The organism is Streptomyces milbemycinicus, from assembly GCF_002154605.1.
Taxonomy (GTDB): domain Bacteria; phylum Actinomycetota; class Actinomycetes; order Streptomycetales; family Streptomycetaceae; genus Streptomyces; species Streptomyces milbemycinicus.
The window spans coordinates 1-20,020 of record NZ_MUNE01000322.1 but is presented as its reverse complement, the minus strand read 5'-3'; the positions used below and the strand labels follow the sequence as shown (position 1 = coordinate 20,020).

Annotated in this window: 19 protein-coding genes, 1 tRNA gene and 3 pseudogenes; 15 read left to right on the top strand and 8 right to left on the bottom strand. The window is 65.9% G+C overall.

What is annotated here, in order from left to right:
- The first annotated feature begins 49 nt into the window (after positions 1-49).
- From CCN51_RS25295 to CCN51_RS25250, 9 genes and pseudogenes are all read left to right on the top strand, one after another.
- The gene (locus CCN51_RS25295; protein WP_014181072.1) at positions 50-991 is read left to right on the top strand and encodes an alpha/beta fold hydrolase; all 942 of its coding nucleotides are present in this window, start codon (positions 50-52) and stop codon (positions 989-991) included.
- Between the two features lie 211 nt (positions 992-1,202).
- Positions 1,203-1,279, top strand: a tRNA-Pro gene (locus CCN51_RS25290).
- A gap of 837 nt (positions 1,280-2,116) precedes the next feature.
- A pseudogene (locus tag CCN51_RS53490) lies at positions 2,117-3,166 on the top strand (integrase core domain-containing protein).
- 256 nt (positions 3,167-3,422) lie between these two features.
- Positions 3,423-3,932, top strand: a complete 510-nt coding sequence (locus CCN51_RS54440; protein ID WP_143675890.1) for a Pycsar system effector family protein — start codon at positions 3,423-3,425, stop codon at positions 3,930-3,932.
- Positions 3,933-3,988: 56 nt separating this feature from the next.
- Positions 3,989-4,633, top strand: a complete 645-nt coding sequence (locus tag CCN51_RS25270) for a Crp/Fnr family transcriptional regulator (RefSeq protein ID WP_238545501.1) — start codon at positions 3,989-3,991, stop codon at positions 4,631-4,633.
- Between the two features lie 105 nt (positions 4,634-4,738).
- Positions 4,739-5,542 carry a hypothetical protein gene (locus CCN51_RS25265; protein WP_043487973.1) on the top strand — a complete coding sequence of 268 codons (804 nt, stop codon included), beginning with the start codon at positions 4,739-4,741 and terminating at the stop codon, positions 5,540-5,542.
- A gap of 8 nt (positions 5,543-5,550) precedes the next feature.
- Positions 5,551-7,812 (top strand): hypothetical protein, encoded by a 2,262-nt coding sequence (locus CCN51_RS25260; RefSeq protein ID WP_143675889.1) that lies wholly within the window; start codon positions 5,551-5,553, stop codon positions 7,810-7,812.
- Positions 7,813-7,862: 50 nt separating this feature from the next.
- A complete protein-coding gene (locus CCN51_RS25255) occupies positions 7,863-8,501 on the top strand; it encodes a hypothetical protein (RefSeq protein ID WP_014181080.1) in 639 nt (212 codons plus the stop codon).
- A complete protein-coding gene (locus tag CCN51_RS25250; protein WP_014181081.1) occupies positions 8,498-8,725 on the top strand; it encodes a hypothetical protein in 228 nt (75 codons plus the stop codon). Before CCN51_RS25255 ends, CCN51_RS25250 begins: the two co-directional genes overlap by 4 nt.
- A gap of 256 nt (positions 8,726-8,981) precedes the next feature.
- Here the strand turns inward: CCN51_RS25250 and CCN51_RS25245 are convergent.
- From CCN51_RS25245 to CCN51_RS55090, 4 genes and pseudogenes are all read right to left on the bottom strand, one after another.
- Positions 8,982-9,881 (bottom strand): annotated as a pseudogene (locus CCN51_RS25245) (transposase family protein); the annotation flags it as partial.
- A 200-nt stretch (positions 9,882-10,081) separates the two neighbouring features.
- On the bottom strand, positions 10,082-11,098 hold the full coding sequence (locus tag CCN51_RS25240) for a NucA/NucB deoxyribonuclease domain-containing protein (protein WP_014181082.1): 1,017 nt from the start codon (positions 11,096-11,098) through the stop codon (positions 10,082-10,084).
- Positions 11,099-11,666: 568 nt separating this feature from the next.
- Positions 11,667-11,801, bottom strand: a complete 135-nt coding sequence (locus CCN51_RS59320; protein ID WP_014181083.1) for a hypothetical protein — start codon at positions 11,799-11,801, stop codon at positions 11,667-11,669.
- Entirely contained in the window at positions 11,798-11,947 is a 150-nt protein-coding gene (locus CCN51_RS55090) for a hypothetical protein (protein WP_014181084.1), read from the bottom strand. The genes CCN51_RS59320 and CCN51_RS55090 overlap by 4 nt, the downstream gene beginning before the upstream one ends.
- Before the next feature lie 839 nt (positions 11,948-12,786).
- Here CCN51_RS55090 and CCN51_RS55085 point away from each other — a divergent pair.
- From CCN51_RS55085 to CCN51_RS25225, 3 genes are all read left to right on the top strand, one after another.
- Positions 12,787-12,960: a hypothetical protein gene (locus CCN51_RS55085; RefSeq protein ID WP_158104702.1), complete on the top strand. Its 174-nt coding sequence runs from the start codon at positions 12,787-12,789 to the stop codon at positions 12,958-12,960.
- Positions 12,961-13,168: 208 nt separating this feature from the next.
- On the top strand, positions 13,169-13,657 hold the full coding sequence (locus CCN51_RS25230; protein WP_014181086.1) for a hypothetical protein: 489 nt from the start codon (positions 13,169-13,171) through the stop codon (positions 13,655-13,657).
- 247 nt (positions 13,658-13,904) lie between these two features.
- Positions 13,905-14,663, top strand: coding sequence for an SAM-dependent methyltransferase (locus CCN51_RS25225; RefSeq protein WP_238545502.1), 759 nt, complete (start codon positions 13,905-13,907; stop codon positions 14,661-14,663).
- A gap of 5 nt (positions 14,664-14,668) precedes the next feature.
- On the opposite strand, the gene CCN51_RS25220 is transcribed toward CCN51_RS25225, so the two are convergent.
- Both CCN51_RS25220 and CCN51_RS25215 read right to left on the bottom strand, forming a co-directional pair.
- Positions 14,669-15,619 (bottom strand): DUF5753 domain-containing protein, encoded by a 951-nt coding sequence (locus CCN51_RS25220; RefSeq protein ID WP_014181089.1) that lies wholly within the window; start codon positions 15,617-15,619, stop codon positions 14,669-14,671.
- Between the two features lie 86 nt (positions 15,620-15,705).
- Positions 15,706-15,942, bottom strand: a complete 237-nt coding sequence (locus CCN51_RS25215) for a DUF397 domain-containing protein (RefSeq protein WP_014181090.1) — start codon at positions 15,940-15,942, stop codon at positions 15,706-15,708.
- 434 nt (positions 15,943-16,376) lie between these two features.
- On the opposite strand from CCN51_RS25215, the pseudogene CCN51_RS60120 reads away from it, so the two are divergent.
- Both CCN51_RS60120 and CCN51_RS25210 read left to right on the top strand, forming a co-directional pair.
- Positions 16,377-16,517 (top strand): annotated as a pseudogene (locus CCN51_RS60120) (Tn3 family transposase); the annotation flags it as partial.
- Positions 16,518-16,528: 11 nt separating this feature from the next.
- The gene (locus tag CCN51_RS25210; RefSeq protein WP_202948362.1) at positions 16,529-17,113 is read left to right on the top strand and encodes a Tn3 family transposase; all 585 of its coding nucleotides are present in this window, start codon (positions 16,529-16,531) and stop codon (positions 17,111-17,113) included.
- Here CCN51_RS25210 and CCN51_RS25205 read toward each other — a convergent pair.
- Entirely contained in the window at positions 17,097-18,176 is a 1,080-nt protein-coding gene (locus CCN51_RS25205; RefSeq protein WP_043492245.1) for a protein kinase family protein, read from the bottom strand. The two genes, CCN51_RS25210 and CCN51_RS25205, sit on opposite strands and share 17 nt — an antisense overlap.
- 258 nt (positions 18,177-18,434) lie before the next feature.
- On the opposite strand from CCN51_RS25205, the gene CCN51_RS55080 reads away from it, so the two are divergent.
- A complete protein-coding gene (locus CCN51_RS55080; protein ID WP_014181093.1) occupies positions 18,435-18,605 on the top strand; it encodes a transposase in 171 nt (56 codons plus the stop codon).
- 595 nt (positions 18,606-19,200) lie between these two features.
- Here CCN51_RS55080 and CCN51_RS54435 read toward each other — a convergent pair.
- Positions 19,201-19,575, bottom strand: a complete 375-nt coding sequence (locus tag CCN51_RS54435) for a hypothetical protein (protein ID WP_143675888.1) — start codon at positions 19,573-19,575, stop codon at positions 19,201-19,203.
- Between the last annotated feature and the right edge of the window lie 445 nt (positions 19,576-20,020).

Sequence of the window (20,020 nt, the reverse complement as noted above, 5' to 3'; positions counted from 1 at the left end):
CTCCCACACCGGAGAGTTCCCTCCCCTCCCACACAGGAGATGAGACGGCATGCCGACGGACGGCATCACCCACCACACCAACCACCTCCCCACCCCGGACGGCGTAAGCCTGGCCACCTACACCTGGCTCCCGGAGTCCCGCCCCCCACACGCGATCGTCCAGATCGCCCACGGCGCCGCGGAACACGCCCAGCGCTACGACCGCTTCGCCCGCTTCCTGTGCGACCACGGCTACGCCGTGGTCGCCTCGGACCACCGCGGCCACGGCGCGACCGCCGCCTCCACGGGCGGCCTCGGCGTCGTGGGCGACGAGGGCGACGGCTGGCGGGCCATCGTCAAGGACCTGCGAACCGTCGGCGACCGCACCCGGCAGGCCCTCCCCGGGACGCCGCTGTTCCTGCTGGGCCACAGCATGGGCTCGATGCTCGCCCGCGACTGCGCCCAGGAGTACGGCGACGACCTCTCCGGCCTGATCCTCTCCGGCACCTTCCGCTCACTGCCCGCGACAGACCCCGATGAGGCCATCACTCGCCTAGAGACCGAAATCGCCAAGCACGGCCGCACCACCCTGTCCAGCTTCACCACCGAGCTCTTTGCCTCCTTCAACGACCCCTACGAACCCGGCACCGGCTACGAATGGCTCTCCCGCGACCCCACGGAGGTGGCCGCCTACACGGCGGACGAGCGATGCGGCTTCCCCTTCAGCGCCGGCCTGTCACTCGACTGGGTCCGCGCCGTCCGCAAGATCAACAACCCGCACAACCAATCCCGCACCCCGCCCCGACTGCCCGTCCACATCGCCGTGGGCGCCGAGGACCCCTGCAACCAGCGATTGACGCTGGTCCACGAACTCCTCGAGGACTACCGCTACCTCGGCACCCACGACCTGAGCTGGAAGAGCTACCCCGACGCCCGCCACGAGATCCTCAACGAGACCAACCGCGATCAGGTCCAGCAAGACCTACTGACCTGGCTGAACGCCCACACCTGAGCCCCACGGCCTAGCCACCCCCTACCCACGTCCAAAGGTAGGCGCAGCCACACCTGGACACACCACGCAATCGTCCGCGAACCCAACGTAACCAGAGGCTCGTCTCTGGCCTGCCGCACCCCCACCGAAAGGTGGCAGCGACCACCCCCTGAAGTGCGGTATTGTTCTCTTGCGCGACCGGCCAGGGCGAAAGCCGAGGCCGGACAAGCACCGGGACGTGGCGCAGTTTGGTAGCGCACTTGACTGGGGGTCAAGGGGTCGCAGGTTCAAATCCTGTCGTCCCGACCAGCATCATCGCAGGTCGGAGGCCGTTTCCGCGGGTAGCGGAGGCGGCCTTAACCGTTTCCGGGCTGGGAGCAAGTGGGAGCCCTCTGGGAGCCCTCGTGCTCCCAACTCGCAGACGTGTCAACGGTGCCCGATTCGTCCGTCACCCGATCCGGTAGACCTACAGCGCCGTACTGCGCCCCCACGCGCCGTCGTCAACCACAGGCCCCCGACGTCACCCGCTCGATCTGGATGTCTTGTGCATCGAGAGGCATAAGGACCCCTTGTCGGCTCTCGAGCACCTTTCGCGGTGGGAGCACGTTGTTGCGCTCCCCATGCGACAGGGGCAGGGCGGACCGCTGGCGATCTCTCCGGGGCGGTTTTCGCAGGCAGCGTGTATGCGGGGCTTCTGGTCGCCGGATGCGCCCCGTGTCAAGGAGGGGCAAAGCCCCTTGCCGTCCGCTGGCAGATAGGGCACTCCCAGGGCGTGGGCGCCGTATCCGGCTCTGGAGCGCCGTAACGAGACGGCCTGCGGAGGCCGAGTCTGAAGAAAAAGTGTGCCAAGCGAAGCGAGGATGATGTCACCGATGTGTGCGTGCTTGGCATGGCACTTGACGAGAACCGCTTGCCTGTTCCGCAAGGGTTGTACCTACGGCACCGTCCTGGTCGACGTTGAAGCCGGTCGAGTCGTGGACGTGCTGCCTGACCGAACCTCGGAGACGCTCGCTGCCTGGCCTTGTGCTTGCCGAGAATGTCATCCGCCCTGGTCGGAGGCCTGTATCGGGACTGGTGGTCGTCGGCCTCGTCGCTCGAGTAAGCGCTCTCGCGTAGTCGGTGGTTCACGCGTCATGATGATCGATCGTGCTGCTTCGACTGGCCTACCTGGGCGTGACGAATGCGTTCGCGCTGTTGCGTCTGCTGTCGATGAGCGACTGGGACAAGGATGCGGAGATCCTGGCTCTCCGTCATCAGATCACGGTGCTCGAACGCCAACTCGGTGGTGCTCGAGTACGGTTCACTGCGAGCGATCGGGCGTTCCTGGCGGCGCTGCTGCACCGGATGCCGTGTGCGCGCCCTGCGGCGGGTGCGGCTGCTCGTGCGTCCTGACGCGGTGCTGCGCTGGCATCGTGACCTTGCCAGGCGTCGGCATGCCGCCTTATCGCGGCCCAAGCGACCCGGTCGGCCTCGTACCGTGCGCTCCATCCGGATTCTGGTGCTGCGCCTGGCGAGGGAGAATCCGAACTGCGCTACCGGGGTCTGCACGGCGAACTGCTCGTGCTGGGAGTGAAGGTGGCCCCCTCGACCGTCTGGAAGATCCTCAAGGATGCCGGCGTCGATCCGGCGCCCGACCGCAGCTCCAGCACATGGGTCGACTTCCTGCGCTCCCAAGCCGACGCCCTTTGGGCTTGTGACTTCTTTGAGACGGTCACCTTGTCCGGCGCGCGGATGTACGTACTCGCGGTGATCGAGCACAGCAGCCGCCGTATCCGTGTCCTGGACGCCACCGCACACCCGACCACCTCCTGGGTGGCGTAAGCGGCGAAGAACCTGGTCATGGATCTCGAGGACGCAGGCAGCTGCCGTGCACGGTTCATGATCAGGGACAGGGATGGGAAGTTTCCCGGATTGTTCGATGACGTCCTCAAAGATGCGGGGATCGAGGTCGTCCTCACCGGCATCCAGATGCCGAGAATGAACTCGATCATGGAAAGGTGGGCGCAGACCTGCAGACACGAACTCCTGGACCGGACCTTGATCCGGAACCAGCACCACCTCCTCCACGCACTCCGGGAGTTCGAGCAGTTCTACAACACTCATCGGCCCCACCAGGGCATCGCGAACGCCCTGCCACTGCACCCACTGCCCGCACCGATCACCGATCCGGACCAAATCGCTGGCCTCTACATATGAAGACGCGATCGCCTCAGCAGCCTCCTCCACGAATATCACCATGCTGCCTGACTTGCATGGATGAAGTTCTCGGCAAGGACAGGCCCGCCGCCCTACCAGGGAGCACACGGTCTGGGCAGTCTTGTGGTTCAAACCAAGCCGGGCTCCCGGCTGTGACCGATCGATCACAGCCGCTACCAATTGGCGGGCAGCTGAGTTCCGGTCGCCAGCCCAGACTGCTACTCCCAAGCCGCAAGGCAACGAAAAGGAGAGGGCAATGGAAGGATCTGAAGCGCAGAACGTCCCGCTATCCGTCTCGACAACAACCGGTGTACCTCCGAGTAGCGAAAGCAGGATGTTCGTCGAGGTGCAGCGTGCGGATACGAAAGCGACAGCGCTGTGCGGAGTCGCCGGTGCGCTACTTGCGATCACGGCGGGGACGGCACTGTCCACACCAGTCCACTCGTCGCGCTTGCTCACTGCAGCTGTGGCACTGGTGGGCACACTGCTCGGGGCAGCCCTGGTATCGGCGCTGACAGCCTTGCGCCCCATCTTCCCGAAGGACGACGCGCTCGTTTGGCGTGAGGAGTTCGTCGGCGGAGGCAGGCACGCGTCGGCATCCGTCCCACGACGCCCGGTGAACTGCACCGAGTTGCCGGAACGTGAGGCCGCCCTGACCACCCTCGCGCGCCGAAAGTTCCGGGCGATCAAGGCGGCCGTCGATCTCACCGTGGGCGCAATCAGCGTGGCCGGATTGGTCCTGTTGCTCATCTTGCTCGCGTCCTGAAAATCTCACCCCTTGTGGGTTGTCCCTATGTTTGGGGGGATATGTATCAGTCGCACATGGCAGTGATCGGCGAGAGTCTGTGGTCGCAGTTGCGTGACCTCGCCCCCATGCGGGTGCGCCCGGCCCGCAGCGTCCTCCTACGGCAGGGGGATCCCGGCACTCATGTGGTCCTTCTAGCTTCGGGGTCGACCCTCGTGACGCTGACGGGGCCGAACGGAGAACGGGCCCTGCTCGCGGTACGCGGCCCAGGTGAGCTGCTCGGCGAACTGGCCGTCCTGGATGCCCAGCCCCGCTCGGCTTCTGTGATCGCCGCGGAGGCCTGCCGCGTGCACCTCATTCCGGCCCCCGAATTCCTTTCCTTCGTCGAGAGCAACGGCCTGCTCAACCCGTTGCTGCGCCATGCGATCGCGCGGGTCAGGGAGTCCGAGGCCGTCAGGTTCGAACTCGCCACCGCCTGCGTGTCCATACGCCTGGCCGGTGCCCTGAGCCGGCTCGTGGATGCGGCTTCGACGAATCGGCCGTCGGTCAATGTCCGACTGACGCAGGATGAGCTCTCCCAGATGATCGGTGCGTCCCGCAACGCCGTCGGTGCGGCGATCAAGCCGTGGCGGGAAGAGGGCTGGCTGGAGACGGATCCGGGCGGTGGACTACTGATCCACGACATCACATCGATCGCGGCCCACGCCCGCAACGCGATGTGACCGGCCGCACCCGGGTGATGCCCAGTAGTGGGCACCACAGCGCGCCCGGGCCGATCAGCATGGGGCACTCGATTCCTCCATCGTGACCGAAAGCTCGGTGACAGCATGCCTCTTGCCCCGCCCTCGCCCCTCGACGTCCCTCCGGAGCAGGCGCTCCTGGCCGTGGACATGCAGGGCTACAGTCAGATCCTGGAAGCGAAGATGGCACCGGTCCGTTCGGACCTGGACGACGTCCTCACCAACGTGCTGGCCCACATCGGGCTGCAGGACCCACGAGACCGGCCCGGGGCATTCAAGGACACCGGTGACGGAGCCATCCTCGTCATGCCCGCCAAGGACATCGCACGGCTGGTCGACCCGCTGCTGGAACACCTGCACGCGGCGCTCGTCCGATACGACCATGAACGGCTCGCCAGCGCTCCGGCGATCCGGTTGCGTGCCGCCCTGCACGTCGGACCGCTCTCCCTGCCCGATCACCGTGGCGACGCCATCAACGAGGTGTGCCGACTGCTCGACAGCAAGGTCGTGCGCACGGGCCTCACCGTGGCCCGGGAGCACCGGAACGGCTTCCTGGCCGCCGTCCTCTCGGAGGCGGCGTTCCGCCGCACCGTCCGTGCGGGACGCACGCCGGACCTCGACAAAGAACACTTCCTCCACGCCACGGCGCGGGTGGACAGCAAGGCGTTCGAGGAGCCGTGCTGGCTGTTCGTACCCCAGATGACACCGCGAGCCCTCGCCCCGCTCATCGACCCGGCGCTGCCCGGAGGTGGGGGCGGGACAGCTGCGCCGACGCCGTCGGCCGGCCCGAGTAACCCGCCCGGCGCCGTCTTCCAGATCAACGGCGAAATGACCGACACCACCCTGATCAACAAGGTCGGGACGATGCGCATCGACCGGCGCCGGATCTGACCCTACTCATGCCCCGCACCCGTGCCGCGTGGAAAGGAACCACAGAGCGAATGTCCGACGATCGTCCCCTTCTTCCGCCACGTCCTACCGACGAGCCCGAGTCGCCGTTGAGGGGCGATGACGGCATGACTCCGTGGGCGCTGAGCCCAAGCAGCAACGCTGCCGAAGGTACGGAGGCCGCTGGCGGCGGCCGGGCGGACCCGGCAGCGTTCGTCGCGCCCCCCGTACCGGACGCTGGGCCAGCACCGATCACGGTGAACCGTCCGGAGTTTTTCGTCAACCACGCAGACAAGATCATCAATGAGACCCGCAAGCAAGGGATCCTCGAAGGCCCCACTCGCCCTCGTCACCGGATCAAGCAGGAGCCGATCGTCCGCGAAGGCCAATGGGCCGAGACGTGGCAACAGGCTCTAGACCCGGCGGGAGTACGCCCGCAGAAGCACGTCGTGATCATTGTCGCCCCGCGTGCGTACGGATCGACCACCCTTGCCCTGCATCTCCTCGCCCGGCACACGGATGAGGACACCGACATCGTGAAACTGGACGCGGACTGGAAGACACCCAAAGTGGGTCGACTTCCCGCCGAGGAGCGCCACGCCTACCAGGTCGACCTCAAGGACCCCGACCACGACCGGATCTCGGCCGATTTCCTCACCATGCTCGAAGAGCATGCCGGGCTTCTCGAAAAACTGGGCTCCTACCTCGTCTTGAACGTGGCCAAGGACCTCTGGACTGATCACTACGTCCCCGTCCAGTCAGGCATTCACGTCGTCCACCTCAACGAGCCGCCGCCGGCCCAGAGTGTCGTGGAGGCCCGGCTGAGAGCTCGCAAGGCCCCCGGCCTGATTGCTTACCTTCACTCCGTCGACAAGACCAAGGCTTCGCTGAGCCGCCTCGACGCTGTGGAAGCGGTCCGAACGGCGGACTCGATCGTGCTCGCGTGGCGGGAACACGAACGGCTGACCGGTTCCTCGTTCCCCATGGACGTCCCGTCGTCGTGGTCCGCGCTCGATGCCGGACTTGCCGAACGGATCACGTCCGCCCTGTCCGACTGGCGGGACAAACTCGACATCCTGTTCGGAGAGACGGTCTCTGCGCATGGAGGCAAGGACACGTCGCTGCCGCTGGAGGACCGCTGCCTCCTCCTGGCTCTCGCCGTGCGCCAATCCGCTCCGATGCCCGAGGTCGCCAAGGCCGCCCGGGACCTGCAGTACATCATCAGCACCGACGCCGCCGACGGGAGCGGCTTCGCATCGACGACAAGTGCAGCATTCGCCAGCCGCGGATTACGCCGCCGTGTCGTCGACGCCGGCGCCGGAGTTGGCACCCACGACGAGGTCGTCTTCGACCAGCCCGGCTACGGCAGGGCCGTTCTGACCTACGTCTGGGACAACTACGAGGTCATGCGCGAGCCCTTGCTGAAGTGGCTCGTGTCCGGGGACGGCGGCAACGAGACGAACGAACATGTCGTGGATGCCATCGCCGCCCTGACCCTGCGGCACGGGAACATCGACCACCTCGTTCAACTCGGATCCCCGACCTACCCGGTGAAAAAGGAACTCCTCAGTGCCCTCTTGGTCCAGGCCGTCCAGGACGAGCACATCGGCCGCCAGGTGTGGAGCATTCTGTACAGCTGGGCATCGGTCAAGGAACGCGCGACCACCGTGGTGACCGCCTGCCGACAGGTCCTGAACACCCCCGATGTCACTTCTTCTCAGGCCAGGATGGCCATGGTCCGGCTACGGAGAGCCGCCAACAGCGCGCACGAATCCGCCTGGACTGAGGCCCTCAAAGCCTTCGTGGAGCAGGCGCAGCACCCCGCCGGCGTGGCCCGGCTCATCACCGAGGTGCGCGCATGGCAGCAGTCAGGTCGCTCCCGCGGGGCCGGCACAGCGGCCTTCCTGGCCCTGATGTCAGTACCGGGCACCACCACCCCGTGGCTGCTGTCCGACGAAGTCCCGTCCGACGTGGACGTGAAGCGGGCACTGCAGGACCTGTTGGGAGACTTCGCCACGGCACCGGACACCATCAACCGCCTCACCACATGGATCAGCCAGTCGGCAACCGACCCCGAAACTTACGCCCGCGTCCGTGACGGGTTGCTTCCCGTCCTGCGCGGCCAGAAGATCTTCAAAGCTTCCGTGAGCCTGATGCAGGCACTGGAGCACGTCTCGGTCGACGGGGAGACGAGCGCGGCCAACGACTTCTGGGACCGTCTCGTAGACCCGCGTGTCCGCACGGTGATCAGACTCAACAGGGATCCGGCGTGAGGTGGTTCTGGCAGCGCCGGGCCCGTACGATCCACTGTACCCAGCCACGGATGCTTCGCTGCGCAACCCCCGGTATCCATTTCGAGGCCACGTTCGCGATCGAGTGGCGCCCCGCGCTACGGGCCCGGCCCAATCTCGAAGACCTCGTACTCAGCCGGACCCTAGCGCGAGCCGGCGAGGTCGCGCAGCTCTTCCCAGCCGTCGAGGTGCGCGCCGCGCAGGACACCATCAACGCCGCGCTCGGCGCCCCGGAACACACCCGCGCCACCGGGTACCGGTGTCTGGCTGCCCGTGTGGAACTGGCGCTCTCGGAGACCGCACGCGAGGACCTTGCTCAGCAGCAGGCGGACGAGGCACGGGTACGGCGGCTGCGGTTCCTGCGCACGAACCTGTACGAGCAGCCCGACCTCTTCGTGCTCGATCGGATCGAGCAGCAGGGCGATTGGCCGGGCGCTGAGCAGGTTGCCGAATGGCAGCGCCTGGCACGGTGGATGGTCGCGGCTGACGAATGGTGGCAGCCCATGCTCGACCAGTGGGAAAAGGTCGGCCAGGGCTTCAACGACATTGAGCTGCAGAACCGGGCCATGCTCGCTCTCTGCGATGCACTCCAGAAGCTGAAGGACGATGACGCGTCGGACGACCCGTCAGCCCCTTCTCCTCGTACCGCGGAAGGGCGGTGCAAGGAATGAGCCTGGCTCTGTGGCGGATCGTCCTGGACCCCATCTCTTCCTGGCGTGCGCTTCGCCTGCGACGCGAAGCGGGCAGCCACCTGTCATTCGATGCGGCGTGGCGGCAGGCACGGATGCTGGCTGCGCCGGACGAGATGGTCTACCGGCTGCACGGCCACCAGTTCCCCATCGAGGACGAGGGAGACCCGGCGCAACCGGAAGGGAAGACGTACCGCCTTCCGTAAGCGCCTGTGCCTGTTCGCAGGCTCCACTCCCCACGCACGTGGTCAGATGCTGGACCGCGGAGGACTCAGTCGGACCACGTGCCTCCCTCAGCGCGAGCGTGGACCACCCCAGACCCAGATGCCACCCGAAGCAGCCCAGCAGGCGGCAGAAGATCAGGTACAGCAGTCGCAGACCCACGATCAGTGATCATGCCCGTACTCGGGCGATCGCAAATCCGCAGGTCACCCACCGTACGGCAATAAAGACACCCTTCAGGGTCTCGTTCCGTATGAGGGTGCGGCCTGGGAGCTCGGCCTGGCGTGACCGTACCCATCGTTCTGTGATGGCGTTCGTGCGGGGTATCCGGAGGCCGATCTGGATGACCTTGATGCCCTCGGCCTGCAGGGCTGCGTCGAAGGCAGCTGGGTAGCGTGCGTCCCGGTCCCGGATCAGGCACTTCGCCCTGGCGTTTGCGTCGTGGAGGTCCATGACCATGTTCCGGGCGAGTTGGGTCACCCATGCCGCGGTCGGGTGGGCGGTTGCGCCGAGGATGCGGATGCGTCGGCTGGTGTGTTCGATGACGGCGAGGACGTACAGGGGTGCCCCGGTCAGGGTCTTGGTTTCGAAGAAGTCGGCGGCGAGGATGGCGCCGGCCTGCGAGCGTTATAAGGCTGCCCAGGTCGTGTGTTCCCGGTCGGGTGCGGGTGGGATGCCGTGCTCTTTGAGATTGCTCCACACTGTGGAGGCGGCGACCTTGATACCGAGGGCGGAGAGTTCGCCGTGCACGCGCCGGTAGCCCCGGCTTGGATTCTCCCGTACAAGGCGCAGATCCAGGGCCCGGATGGAGCGGACGGTACGGGGGCGACCGCGGCGTTTGGGGCGGGAGGCCTTCGCGTGGCGGTGGCGGAGCAGGTCGCGGTGCCGGCGCAGGAGAGTGTCCGGAGAGACGGTCAGGCGGAGTCGGCGCAGCCGTGCTCGTGGGAAGCGGTGTGGCAGGGCCGCGAGGAGTGCCCGGTCGGGCCAGGTCAGCTGTGGACGGCATACCGTGCGCCGTAGCACGGCGAGTTGGTGGCGCGGCGCCAGAATCTCCAGGTCCATCTCGCGATCGCTCATCGGCACGAGCCGCATGAACGTGAACACCGTCGACAGGGTGAGGTAGAGGAGTCGCAGTAGCACGGTCAAGCATCTCGCCGGTCGGTGCGGACGCGCTGTACCCAGTCTTGGCCCAGGGGAGGAGAGGAGCGATCGTGTTGACCTTCTCCAAGCTCACCGAGTGCGTGACCTGCACAGACGTAATATCCGGCACTACAACCCCACAGTGACGCGCCGCGCCCCAGGGCCGGTGCGGACCCCGGGGCGCGGCGCGGTGAACTGTCTCAGCCTTCGAGCGAGACGGTGAACTTCTCCGTGTCCAGGACACGCTCGGCCCTGACGAAGTTGCCGTACTTCCCTCCGGCCGACTCGTTTTCCGCCAGCGGGACATGGCCGCGCACGCAGGGCTCGTTACCTGTGGGCTGGCGCCCGGCGAAGTAGTAGATCTTCCAGACGCCCAGCTCGAACTTCGGAAGGATCTCTGCGCACAACCCGCCGTCCGTCCCGCCCTCGAAGGTGCCGGCGAAGGGGTACTCGTCGCACGAGTCATCCTTGATGTCGTCCTGCGGGTAGAAGGGGATGCTGCTGCCGCCCTCGCAGGTCCGGTTCCGGTTGCGGTCAGCCGCGGCCTCGTCCTTGTTCCGGGTGAGCGGACTGTCCGGCGCCCCCCAGCGGTCGGCCAGCGCGGCCTGGGCGTACCAGTAGGTGGCCGCCGCCGTGCCGTACTGGGAGAGCGGCAGGTCCAGCAAAGCCCGCACCTGGCTGATCACACAGCCGTAGCCGGACAGCTCCGCATCACAGCGCACCTTGAGGGGCAGCGACCAGTTGTGGTCCCAGTCGCCGGGGGTGTCGCCCGGCTGGTACAGCTTGAGCGAGTACTGCGGCGTCACCATGGTCACCGTGCCGCCGGCGGGAGAGCTGGAGTAGGTGACGTGACCGCTTATGCTCTGCCCCAGAACGAGGACCTTGGTGCCCCACGCATCAGGGTTGATCATCGCGCAGGCGTTGGTGCACGACGCCGCAAGGTTGACGGCGAGACTGCTGACATGCCCCTCCGTCTTCGTGACGGTGGCAGTGAACGATTCGTTCCACCAGCCGCTGCCCGCGTCGGGCTCGGCGTAGCTGCTCAGGCTGATCTCCCCGACGCCGGTCACCGCCCCGCTGCCCGGGTCGTAGAGGGTGTAGGTGATCCTCGCGTCGGAAAGGCAGTACGAATGCCGGTCCGCACGGTAGTAGCCGGGCTGCGCGGAGCACGCACCAGCGGCTGCCCGCTCCGCGACAGCACGGCCGTCAGCGTCCACGCGCTTGACCTCCGTGCACGCCCTGGCGCCGCCCTTGTGACTCTTCGAGGCGGCTATCGTGGTGCAGGTCCTGCCGGGCGGGAAAGCCTGGCTTATGAACTCCTGCCGCGCTCCCGCCGCTGCCAGCTTGTGGGGATCCAGAGTTGTGAGGAGTTTCTCCTGTACGGGCGGTGTCGTTCCGGGCGGCGCCGCTGTCGCGGTTCCGGTAAGAGCGCCAGCGGCGATGGCAAGTGACGCCATCACCATCAGACACTTTCTGGCACGCGTCATCGGGCTCCTTCATCGTGGTGGCCCCCAGAGTGTTCGGACCGCCCTGGGGCATGCGGACAGTACGAGACGCAGCCGAGATCCGGCCAGGCGGCCAGCACCATCCACGGGCATGGTCCAAGGAGGGCAAGCGACCGTCAATGGTCCTCAACAAGCCAGCTCATACACCAAGTTGAGCCACCGGCCAAGCCCCGCCCCGTGATCGCGGACATGCCGCCGCCACGCCCGGACGGGGCCGCGACCGCATCCGCGTCTACGACCATGATCAGGCGCCGTCCGCGAGCTCGGCACGGAACACCGCCTATTCCTCGATGCCGGGGTGATAGACAGCGAGCCCTTCGTCGCCCATCCAGTAGTAGTTGAACGCTCCGGGGTCGCCGGACATTTCGACCAAGTCGGGCACCGTGGCAACCGCCAGGCGGAAGGTCAGCCTCATCCGCCCACGATGCCCAGCATCAGCCCCAGCCGGACCACGGCGCGACCGGCCAGGAGGACACCAAGAGCACCGATGATTCTCTGCAGGACGGGCGTTCGCCGACCGTAGCGGCTGGTCAGCCCCTCGACCTGCTCGGCGAAGGTCACCCTCGTGCAGTCGCTGTTGTCGCAGAACCGCTATCCCGTCCTTCGCGCTCGCCGCGAGCCGCAGCACGCCGCTCTCCACCACCACGCGTTCCACCAGCACCGTCACCAGGTGCGGGAACACCAACTCCAGCAAAGTCTCACACGACCGAAAGATGATGCCCAGAATGACGGAGCGTCACCGGCGCACGGCAGCACGATCCACTTCACGGAATCCGTGCCTGAACCCGATTCACACGACGCCTCCAGTGTGGGGCTCGGTGCTGGTGCCTCCGCGGAAGCTCCGTGTAGGGCCGGGCCCGTAACCCGTAGCGGAGGGTGTGGAACCCTCGGGCTTCACGTGGGCCCCAGAGAGGGCTGCCCGGGGAACACGATTTCCGGTGGTGGATCCGCTGTTTGCAGGACCCGAAGTGGCCGAGGGTGCCCATTCACCCGAAAGAGTGGCGTGGCTCGGGTGATGCGCGAGGGATTTTCAGACTCGTCTGACCATTTTCGACCGCGATTGCCGGATGCTGTTCGCTCGTTGTTCGCGCGAGTGGTCTGTTGAGTCGAGAAGCGGTCAACGTCAGCCGTCCGCTATCGCTCTGTCGGGAGTGCCCGGTTCCGCTTTCATGGGGATCAGGGCGCCACCGCAAGCGGGTAATGCGACTAGCGTCCGACTGGGCACGGAAAAGGGTCCCGAGGCGACGTCAACCAACTCGGGACCCCTCCCTCGTGCCATCTCAACTACGCACCGAGGAGCGCGAAAATTGATTCAGCACGTCCGTCGGAAGCTCGCAAGCGTTCTTCCGGCAGCGCCAGACATTAGCATTCCGCTGTCGACCTTCTTGCAAACCGCTGGTTTGAGTGTCTTGATGCTCACGCTGCGCTTCAGTTCTCTGCTCATGATCGGCGTCCTCGCGGCAGCGGTCGTCCGTAAGGAGTCCTTCCCGGTGGAAGTGCTGGCGGGCATGACGGCTGCCTCCGTGTCCGACCGCAGCTGTGTCACCTATCTGAAGGTCCGCCGCACCGTCTGACGACGCGACCCAGGGTGAAGAAGCCCTCGCCCGCCAGGCGGGCGAGGGCGGCACCGCCGCCACCACGGCCAAGCGGCCGAACGAGCCGACTTGAATCCCTCCGCGCGTCCTGACACCCGACGGTGCCCCCCTTAGTCCAGCTGCGGTGTCTCACCTGCGAGCCGGGTTCCGCTCCGTCCTGCCTGCACCCCCTGTGAGGTGAAACGTCATGCTGATGCGCTCCAGCCCGCCGGGGCTGCGCGCTGATTCCGAACTTGACGATCGGCACCTCGCCGCGTGGACGGACCCGTCGGCCACCCAACGACTCCCGGTCTCTTACACCGTTTTCTGCTGCGACCACTGGACGGTCTACCGGCGCTTCGGCACCGCCGCCGTGGGGTCCACCCACGGCGGAATGGGCATCGCCCGGGCAGCCCTGTGTGATCTCGGAGAGCAGTGGGAGAAGGCACTTCGCAGTTCCTCGCCAGCTGCACACGCCTGGGACCTGCTCTCCCGTAGAGCCTCGGAGCGCCGAACCGCATCGCTGCGGGGGCTTCATCATCTGCTCGGTCGTGATGAAGCGGACGCCCTGGTCCTGCGCTACAAACTCGGTCTGTCTCCCCTCCAGGCCGGCTATGCGATGGGGCTGTCCGAACCCGACTTCGAACTGCTGCGTCACCGGGCTCTGCGGGATCTGCTCCCCACCCGAGCATTTTGAAATATGCCTGCGTCGTATTCCCTGACGAGGTGGCTGGTGTGCGCCGGAGCGTGATGGGTCAAGCGGGCGACTGAAAAGCCATCAAAATAGGTGCTGCATTGGCGGGCGCGGGTAGCCCTGCCTCGGCTCGCCCTCCTAGCATGGGACCTCTGCCTTCGGGTACCGGCAGCGTCTCAGGGGGGACGTATGCCTTCCGAGCTGTGGGGAGCGGATCATCATTGATGTCAGCAGGCCAAGCGTTGCCAGAATGTACGACCACCTTCTGGGCGGCACGGACAATTATCAGTCTGATCGGGACGCATGCGAGGAATTACTCCGTATTGCTCCCAGCGGCCGTGAATTAGCGCTGGCCAACCGGGCTTTCCTCGTCAGGGCCGTGCGTTATCTCGCCCGGGAACAGCATGTCCGTAGATTCCTCGACCATGGGTCCGGACTTCCGACACGGCCCAACGTGCATCAGGTCGCCCAGGACGTCGATCCGACCAGTGAAGTCGTCTACATCGACAATGATCCCGTGGTTCTCGCTCATGGGGAAATGATGCTGGCTGAGGACCCGAGGACTACCGCCGTCCTCAACTCCGACATCCGCGACACCACAAAGATTTTCGAGAGCTCCGCTGTACGACGACTGCTGCGCGACGACCAGCCGGTCGGGGCGCTGTTCGTATCCGTTCTTGACTGCATTCCCGACGATGACGATCCCTGGGAGCTGGTCTGTCGAGTCTGTCAGCAGTTGCCGAGCGGCAGTTATCTGGTGATCTCGCAGCTGGCCAGTGATGACCTCGAACTGTGCCGCCGTATCACCGGTTTCATGCAGGAGATCACCGACAACTCTTGGGGAAGGGTCCGCTCGATCGGCGAGGTCAACCGGTTCTTTGAGGGCCTCGACGTTCTGGAGGCCCCCGAACCGGTCGAGGTCTCGCGCTGGCTGCCGGACAGCGATCTTGCTCCGCGGCAGCGGAGTAAGGAGTGGATCGAGTACGGCGGGGTCGCCCGCATCGGGTGACGGGGCTACTCAGCGTTTTCGTCGGCGAGCCGGTTGATGTAGTACTGGAGTCGATGCAGGGTCTCCGTCTTCGACAGGGCGTGTCCCCACCAGTAGTCCATCGACGCCATGAAGGTCTCGATCTGCGTGCTGTCGGTGAGGAGTTGGCCGCCGACGTTCTTGTCCTCCAGGTAGACGGATCGGCCGGCGGTCTCTTCGTGCGGCTTGCACAGGGTTATGGCGGGGTGCAGCGGGGAGCCCTGCCGCATGGCTGCCCCGGGCAGGATTCGTAGGTGGACGTTGGGCTTGTTCTCGGCGATGGTGAACAATTGGCGCAGCTGCTCCCGCATGATCAGCACGCCGCCCAGTTCCTTGTCCAGCACGGATTCGGCGATGACGGCCCTGTACATGGGGGCGTTAGGCTGGTCCAGCAGATGCTGTCGGCGAAGCCGCATCTCCAGACGGCGTTGGATGGCCGCGAGGTACTTGCGCCGTGTCTCGGGGTCGACCTGCGCCTGAGCGAAGTCCGCCATCAAGGCGCGGGCGTAGCCTGCGGTCTGGAGCATCCCAGGGACGTTGTTCTCCTGGTACACCTGGACCACTTTTGATGTGGATTCCAGCGCGAACAGGGACATGAGCGTGGGGTTCGCAACGTCTTCGAAAGAGGACCACCACCTCTGCTCATGCGGCCACTGCAGGAGCATCTCTGCTTCCCTGACGCAGTCCTCCGGCGCCCGGTAGAAGCGCAGCAGCGCGAAGACGTGCTCCGCCTTGAGCGTGCCGGTGGCGTTCTCGTAGCGGCTGAGCTTGGGCACGGACCCGAACCCCGGGAGGGACCGCACGACCTCGCCCTGAATCATCCCGCGCTCCTGGCGCAGGTGCTGCAGCAGGGCGCCGACGAGCTTCTCCGCTGCTTTTGGTGTGGCTGGCGGTGGCTCTCCCTGCCGCCCAACCAAGGCCAGGATCTGACCCGACATGTGCACTCCTCGCGCGGGCGGGACTCTCCCGCCCGCGCCAAGAATGAACACCCGTCTGCCTCACAGGCAACCTATGGCCACGCTTTTTAGACAGTCATGACGTTGAATTCCCCCTGGCTCGCACCGTCGAGGAAGGCAATGAACTCGGAGCGGGTGAATACCAGCGCGGGACCGTCCGGGAAGCGTGAGTTACGGACCGCGACTTCGGTTTCATTCACCCGTGCAAGCTCGACGCAATCGCCGATTCCATCGCTCGCCGACGCCTTCGTCCACCGCGCACCAGGGATGTCACTGGCCGGTGTGCCGTTGGTAACCTTGATCATTTTCGCACCTGACTTTCCTGTCTGACCAGCGCCGATCCTCACCGGTTCGGGTAGCTTCCCACTGCCTCGCAGCCCCGCTTGCAGCCGCATCTGAAATTTTCACGGGGCGGTGAAACGTGTGTCGAAAGCCTAGCGGTGCTGTTCTCCTTGCGGTGTCCCTCGAATGGGCGCTCTCGCCGGAGTGGAAAACTGGTTATATGACAAATGGTGCGAGGTTTGTGACCTTGATTAAAGGCAGAGAATGGCTGGAGATGGACCGGTGGCGGAGGGTTGCGTAGTGTGGCGATTCCATGAGCATTGCACTCAAGGTGAATTCGTCGGGCCCAGCACAGTCTCCTCACCGAGCCGCGATCAGACCGAGCTGCTGGATGCATAGAACGGTGCAGTGGAGGCAGGACAGTTGCACCCTGCCCCCGTAGGCTCCGGCCGGACGACTGTGCGGGGCCACCTGCACGCACGTCTCTGACCAGCACTCCACCTTCGGCACCAAGGCCATCGTGGCCACACACCGCGAGGCCCACTACGTGCTGGACGAGATCCTCGGCAACGCCACCGACCTGCCAAGCACCGACACGCACGGTGTCAGCTGGTCAACTTCGGGCTCTTCGATCTCGGGGGCAAGCAGCTCTCGCCCCGCATCCGCGACCTGGGCAAGATCACCCTGTACCGGATGGGAGCGAAGGCGGATTACGAGGAACGCTTCCCCACGGCGGGACCGCTGCTGACGAAGAAGGCCAACCTCGACCTGGTGGCGGCCCACTGGGACGACCTGCTCCGCCTCGCCGGATCCTTGAAGTACGGGCACGCCACCGCCTCCCTGGTCGTGGGCAAGCTGTCGGCGTCCTCCCGGCGGAACGCGCTGGCCACCGCGTTGAAGGAGTACGGGACGATCCGGCGCACGATCTACGCCGTCAAGTACTTCTCGGATGTGGGCTACAGGAGGAGGATCGCCTGGCAGCTGAACAAGGGTGAGTCGCTTCACTCCCTGCGCCGCCAGCTCCACTACGCCCGCGAGGGGAAGGTCGCCCGGCGCCAGCCCGAGCAGCAGACTGAGCAGGCGTGGTGCCTGACCTTGAACTTCGGCGCCGCCTCGGCTCCCGGCACACCGCCCGCCCCGAGACCTCCTGACATCGCTCTCGTGCGGAGGCACGGCCTCAGTGGGGCGCCGTGACCGTAGCGCCCCGGATCCGCTCGATCTCAGCGGCCGGAAATGGCGTTCGCTTGCTCTCGGTGAGCAGGCGGCGGCGGAACTCGCCCATGACGACGGCGGTCCGGGCATGCCGGTCGATGATCGCCGCGATCTCAGGCCGGACCCCCTCGGGCTGTTGGCCAGTCACCCACTCGCGCAGAGACTCCTCGTGTTCCGTGCCGCCACGCAGGCGCTCGGGCAACTGGTGGAGTAGGAGATGCCTCGCGGTGTGGCAGTGGTCGTAGGCTAGATGGTTTGAGAGGAACTCGGCCTCGACCGCAGACAGTTCGAAGCTGGAGCTCAGGGCGAGTCCGAAGTCCGCGAAGTAGAGCAGTCGGCCGTCGGTCAGGACATTGGCGAAGTGGGCGTCGAAGTGGACCAGCCCGCGTGAGCTCATGAAGGCGGTCCCCCTCGCCAGAGCCTCCTCCACCCACGTATAAGGCGAGCCCTCCCCGCTCTCCAGCACACCTTCCCGGCGGTCGTCCAGCCACGCGGCGAGCGTCTGCGGCACGTGTTCCAGGAAGAGCACCAGGCTGGACGAAGACCGGCCGATGGCCTCCAGCCGCTCGCGCACCGCCGATGAGCCCTCCCAGTGCGTGACCGCCCCCTCGATGCCCCCGAACTCGTCGGCGAACCCCTCGGGAGGGGAGTCGGGCAGGACACGCCAGTGATACATCAGCGGAAAGCCCTCGTACTCATTCCCAAGGACCCAGTGAGTCGTCATCGTGTGCACGGCCAGCTCCCGCCAGGCCCCGAACCCCGCCGAGCCCACCCCGTACTGGTAGAACATCGGCAGCCCGAAGAGGTTCGCCGTCGACCGCACGTTCTCCGGTCGCAACTCCAGCTCCGTCAAGGGCACCCGCTTGACGAACACCCGCATCCCGTCGATGTCCAGCTCCGCCGACCGGCCCCCAATGCCCGACCCGAGTGGGCTGGCAGCAGCCACGACCTCGCCGAGCCGACGGTCGCTCAGCAGGGACAGGCGCGTGGCCACGGTCCCATAAGTCGCGAGCCGCCCGGCATACCGCGGGTCTGGGTGCTGCATCGTGGACTCCTCGGTGCCCCGAACCGGGGCGTCGATGATCTCGCGAACGTGATCGACCATATCCGCCGGGGCCTTCCCGGCACGTCCTCGAAGCCGCCCAAGAGTGAGATGCCCCCGGCGCTGCCTCGGCCCTCGACACATCTCCCGCTCCAGACCCTTTGACGCCGATCTCTTACGGACGCGACCGCAAGTGCTCCACCTGCGCGAACACCAGCTGTTTGCCCCTTTGCTCCAGATACCTGCTGGTACACCGAGCACATGGGCTTGGCCGTCGGCGAACTGCGCGGCGCCGGCCGCGAGGTGGGCGCCGAGGTCCTGGCGCACATCTCCCCGGCACGCAGCTCGGTGGTCAACTACTACGGCTCCATCACCGTCGACTACGAACATGAACTTGCCCAGCTCGAACTGATTCCTGAACAAGATCAATGAGCGGCCGTCCGAAGCCGCAGCGGCGTGTTGGCGTGCTCCACGCAGATCCGCCGGGAGGACTGTCGGCGGATGTTCGCGTCTGCCGCGTTGGCGGACGGATTCCGTACCCTGCCGGGATGGACCCTCTGCTGCCCCCGCTCCGTGGCCTGACGGGCATGTCCGCCTGAAGCTCGCCGCGGCGGTCTTTACCGCGCTCGTCCAGGTCGGAATCCCGGTCTACTCGGTCGACGACAGCGACGACCACTCACACGTGGCCGACGGCCTGGTCCTCCGCCTCGGCACACGCCGATGGGCGTATTCCTGTCGTGGTACGTGCCTGAGGAGATTCGGCTGGCGGAGGCCAGGACCGACATCGTGGGCGAGTTCGTCGCTACTGCTCTTCTGCGCTGGACGGGCAGAGCACGGACGGTTCCCTCCGGATATCCGCAGTTAAGCAAGGGAGCCTCGTGTGCTGATCCGCCATCCTTACGCGTGATGCCGTGGATGCTGTGCGTTGGTGGAGGACTTTCCCGAATTCCGTTCTCCTCTTCCCTGGACGAAAGTCACGGAACACCGATCGCGCCAGGCGCGCGGCGGGCAGCTACAGGTGCCGCAGTCAGCGATGGATCTTTGCACAGGGCCGACTGTCGGACTTATTGAACTCAATGCACAGCCAGGTACCATTCGAGAAGTTCTGGCCTCGAAGATTCCAGTCCACGCTGGAAAACTTCCTCCTCCCTGCGGATACCGTGGCCGCGCCCTTCCAACGTGTGACGTCAGCCCGGCTACCCTTGTTCACCGCGTAGAGACGCGCCTTGATGCCGGCGCCGTGACGGTCCATCCAGCCACCAGCCAGCTTGACCGATAGCCCCTCGCCCTTGACCACTAACCCGACATTTCCCCGTTTCACGGTGGCATCGGCGTGTGCCGGCAAGGCGGTGCTGAGCAGAGCAAAGAGTGTCGCAGCAGAGGCGCAGATCATCTTCTTCACGCATTGCTCAACAGGGTGGGTGAGCTGTGGACACGGCGGTTGACCGATTATCACTCTGAGGGCTGAGAAGTGCCTGCGCTGTTGCCCCGCGACGTGGTGGTGGCTCGGATAGGGGCTCCGGTAGTACTCGTTGAGGAACAACGGAGGAGTCCTTGACCTGGTCCGCTGGTGTGGAGTCGGCCGCTCGTTGGGCTGAAGGACGGACTCCGATGGCGAGAGGGGCGGCCAGATGGCAATGCGGGCGCTCGCCGACCAGGAGGTGGAGGCCCTGCGCTCGCACGCGTCGCGACGGCATTCCAGGTGTCGTCAGCTCTGCGTATGTCGATCGGGGCATCCGGCAGGACACTGGTGGGCACGGCCCCGCTCATGTGTCTTCCCTTCAGCATGTGTTCGTCTGGTGTCCGGCCGCTGAAGCTCGCGAGCGTTCGGGGCGGGAGGTAGGGGG

Bases quoted from the DNA above. Each gene is read 5' to 3' on its own strand.
- CCN51_RS25255 (WP_014181080.1), top strand. From the start codon at position 7,863: ATGCTTCGCTGCGCAACCCCCGGTATCCATTTCGAGGCCACGTTCGCG.
- CCN51_RS55080 (WP_014181093.1), top strand. From the start codon at position 18,435: ATGGGCTTGGCCGTCGGCGAACTGCGCGGCGCCGGCCGCGAGGTGGGC.
- CCN51_RS25265 (WP_043487973.1), top strand. From the start codon at position 4,739: ATGCCTCTTGCCCCGCCCTCGCCCCTCGACGTCCCTCCGGAGCAGGCG.
- CCN51_RS25230 (WP_014181086.1), top strand. From the start codon at position 13,169: ATGCTGATGCGCTCCAGCCCGCCGGGGCTGCGCGCTGATTCCGAACTT.
- CCN51_RS25215 (WP_014181090.1), bottom strand. From the start codon at position 15,942: ATGATCAAGGTTACCAACGGCACACCGGCCAGTGACATCCCTGGTGCG.
- CCN51_RS25205 (WP_043492245.1), bottom strand. From the start codon at position 18,176: ATGCAGCACCCAGACCCGCGGTATGCCGGGCGGCTCGCGACTTATGGG.
- CCN51_RS25220 (WP_014181089.1), bottom strand. From the start codon at position 15,619: ATGTCGGGTCAGATCCTGGCCTTGGTTGGGCGGCAGGGAGAGCCACCG.
- CCN51_RS54440 (WP_143675890.1), top strand. From the start codon at position 3,423: ATGGAAGGATCTGAAGCGCAGAACGTCCCGCTATCCGTCTCGACAACA.
- CCN51_RS25270 (WP_238545501.1), top strand. From the start codon at position 3,989: ATGGCAGTGATCGGCGAGAGTCTGTGGTCGCAGTTGCGTGACCTCGCC.
- CCN51_RS25260 (WP_143675889.1), top strand. From the start codon at position 5,551: ATGCCCCGCACCCGTGCCGCGTGGAAAGGAACCACAGAGCGAATGTCC.
- CCN51_RS25225 (WP_238545502.1), top strand. From the start codon at position 13,905: ATGTACGACCACCTTCTGGGCGGCACGGACAATTATCAGTCTGATCGG.
- CCN51_RS25250 (WP_014181081.1), top strand. From the start codon at position 8,498: ATGAGCCTGGCTCTGTGGCGGATCGTCCTGGACCCCATCTCTTCCTGG.
- CCN51_RS25295 (WP_014181072.1), top strand. From the start codon at position 50: ATGCCGACGGACGGCATCACCCACCACACCAACCACCTCCCCACCCCG.
- CCN51_RS59320 (WP_014181083.1), bottom strand. From the start codon at position 11,801: ATGAGGCTGACCTTCCGCCTGGCGGTTGCCACGGTGCCCGACTTGGTC.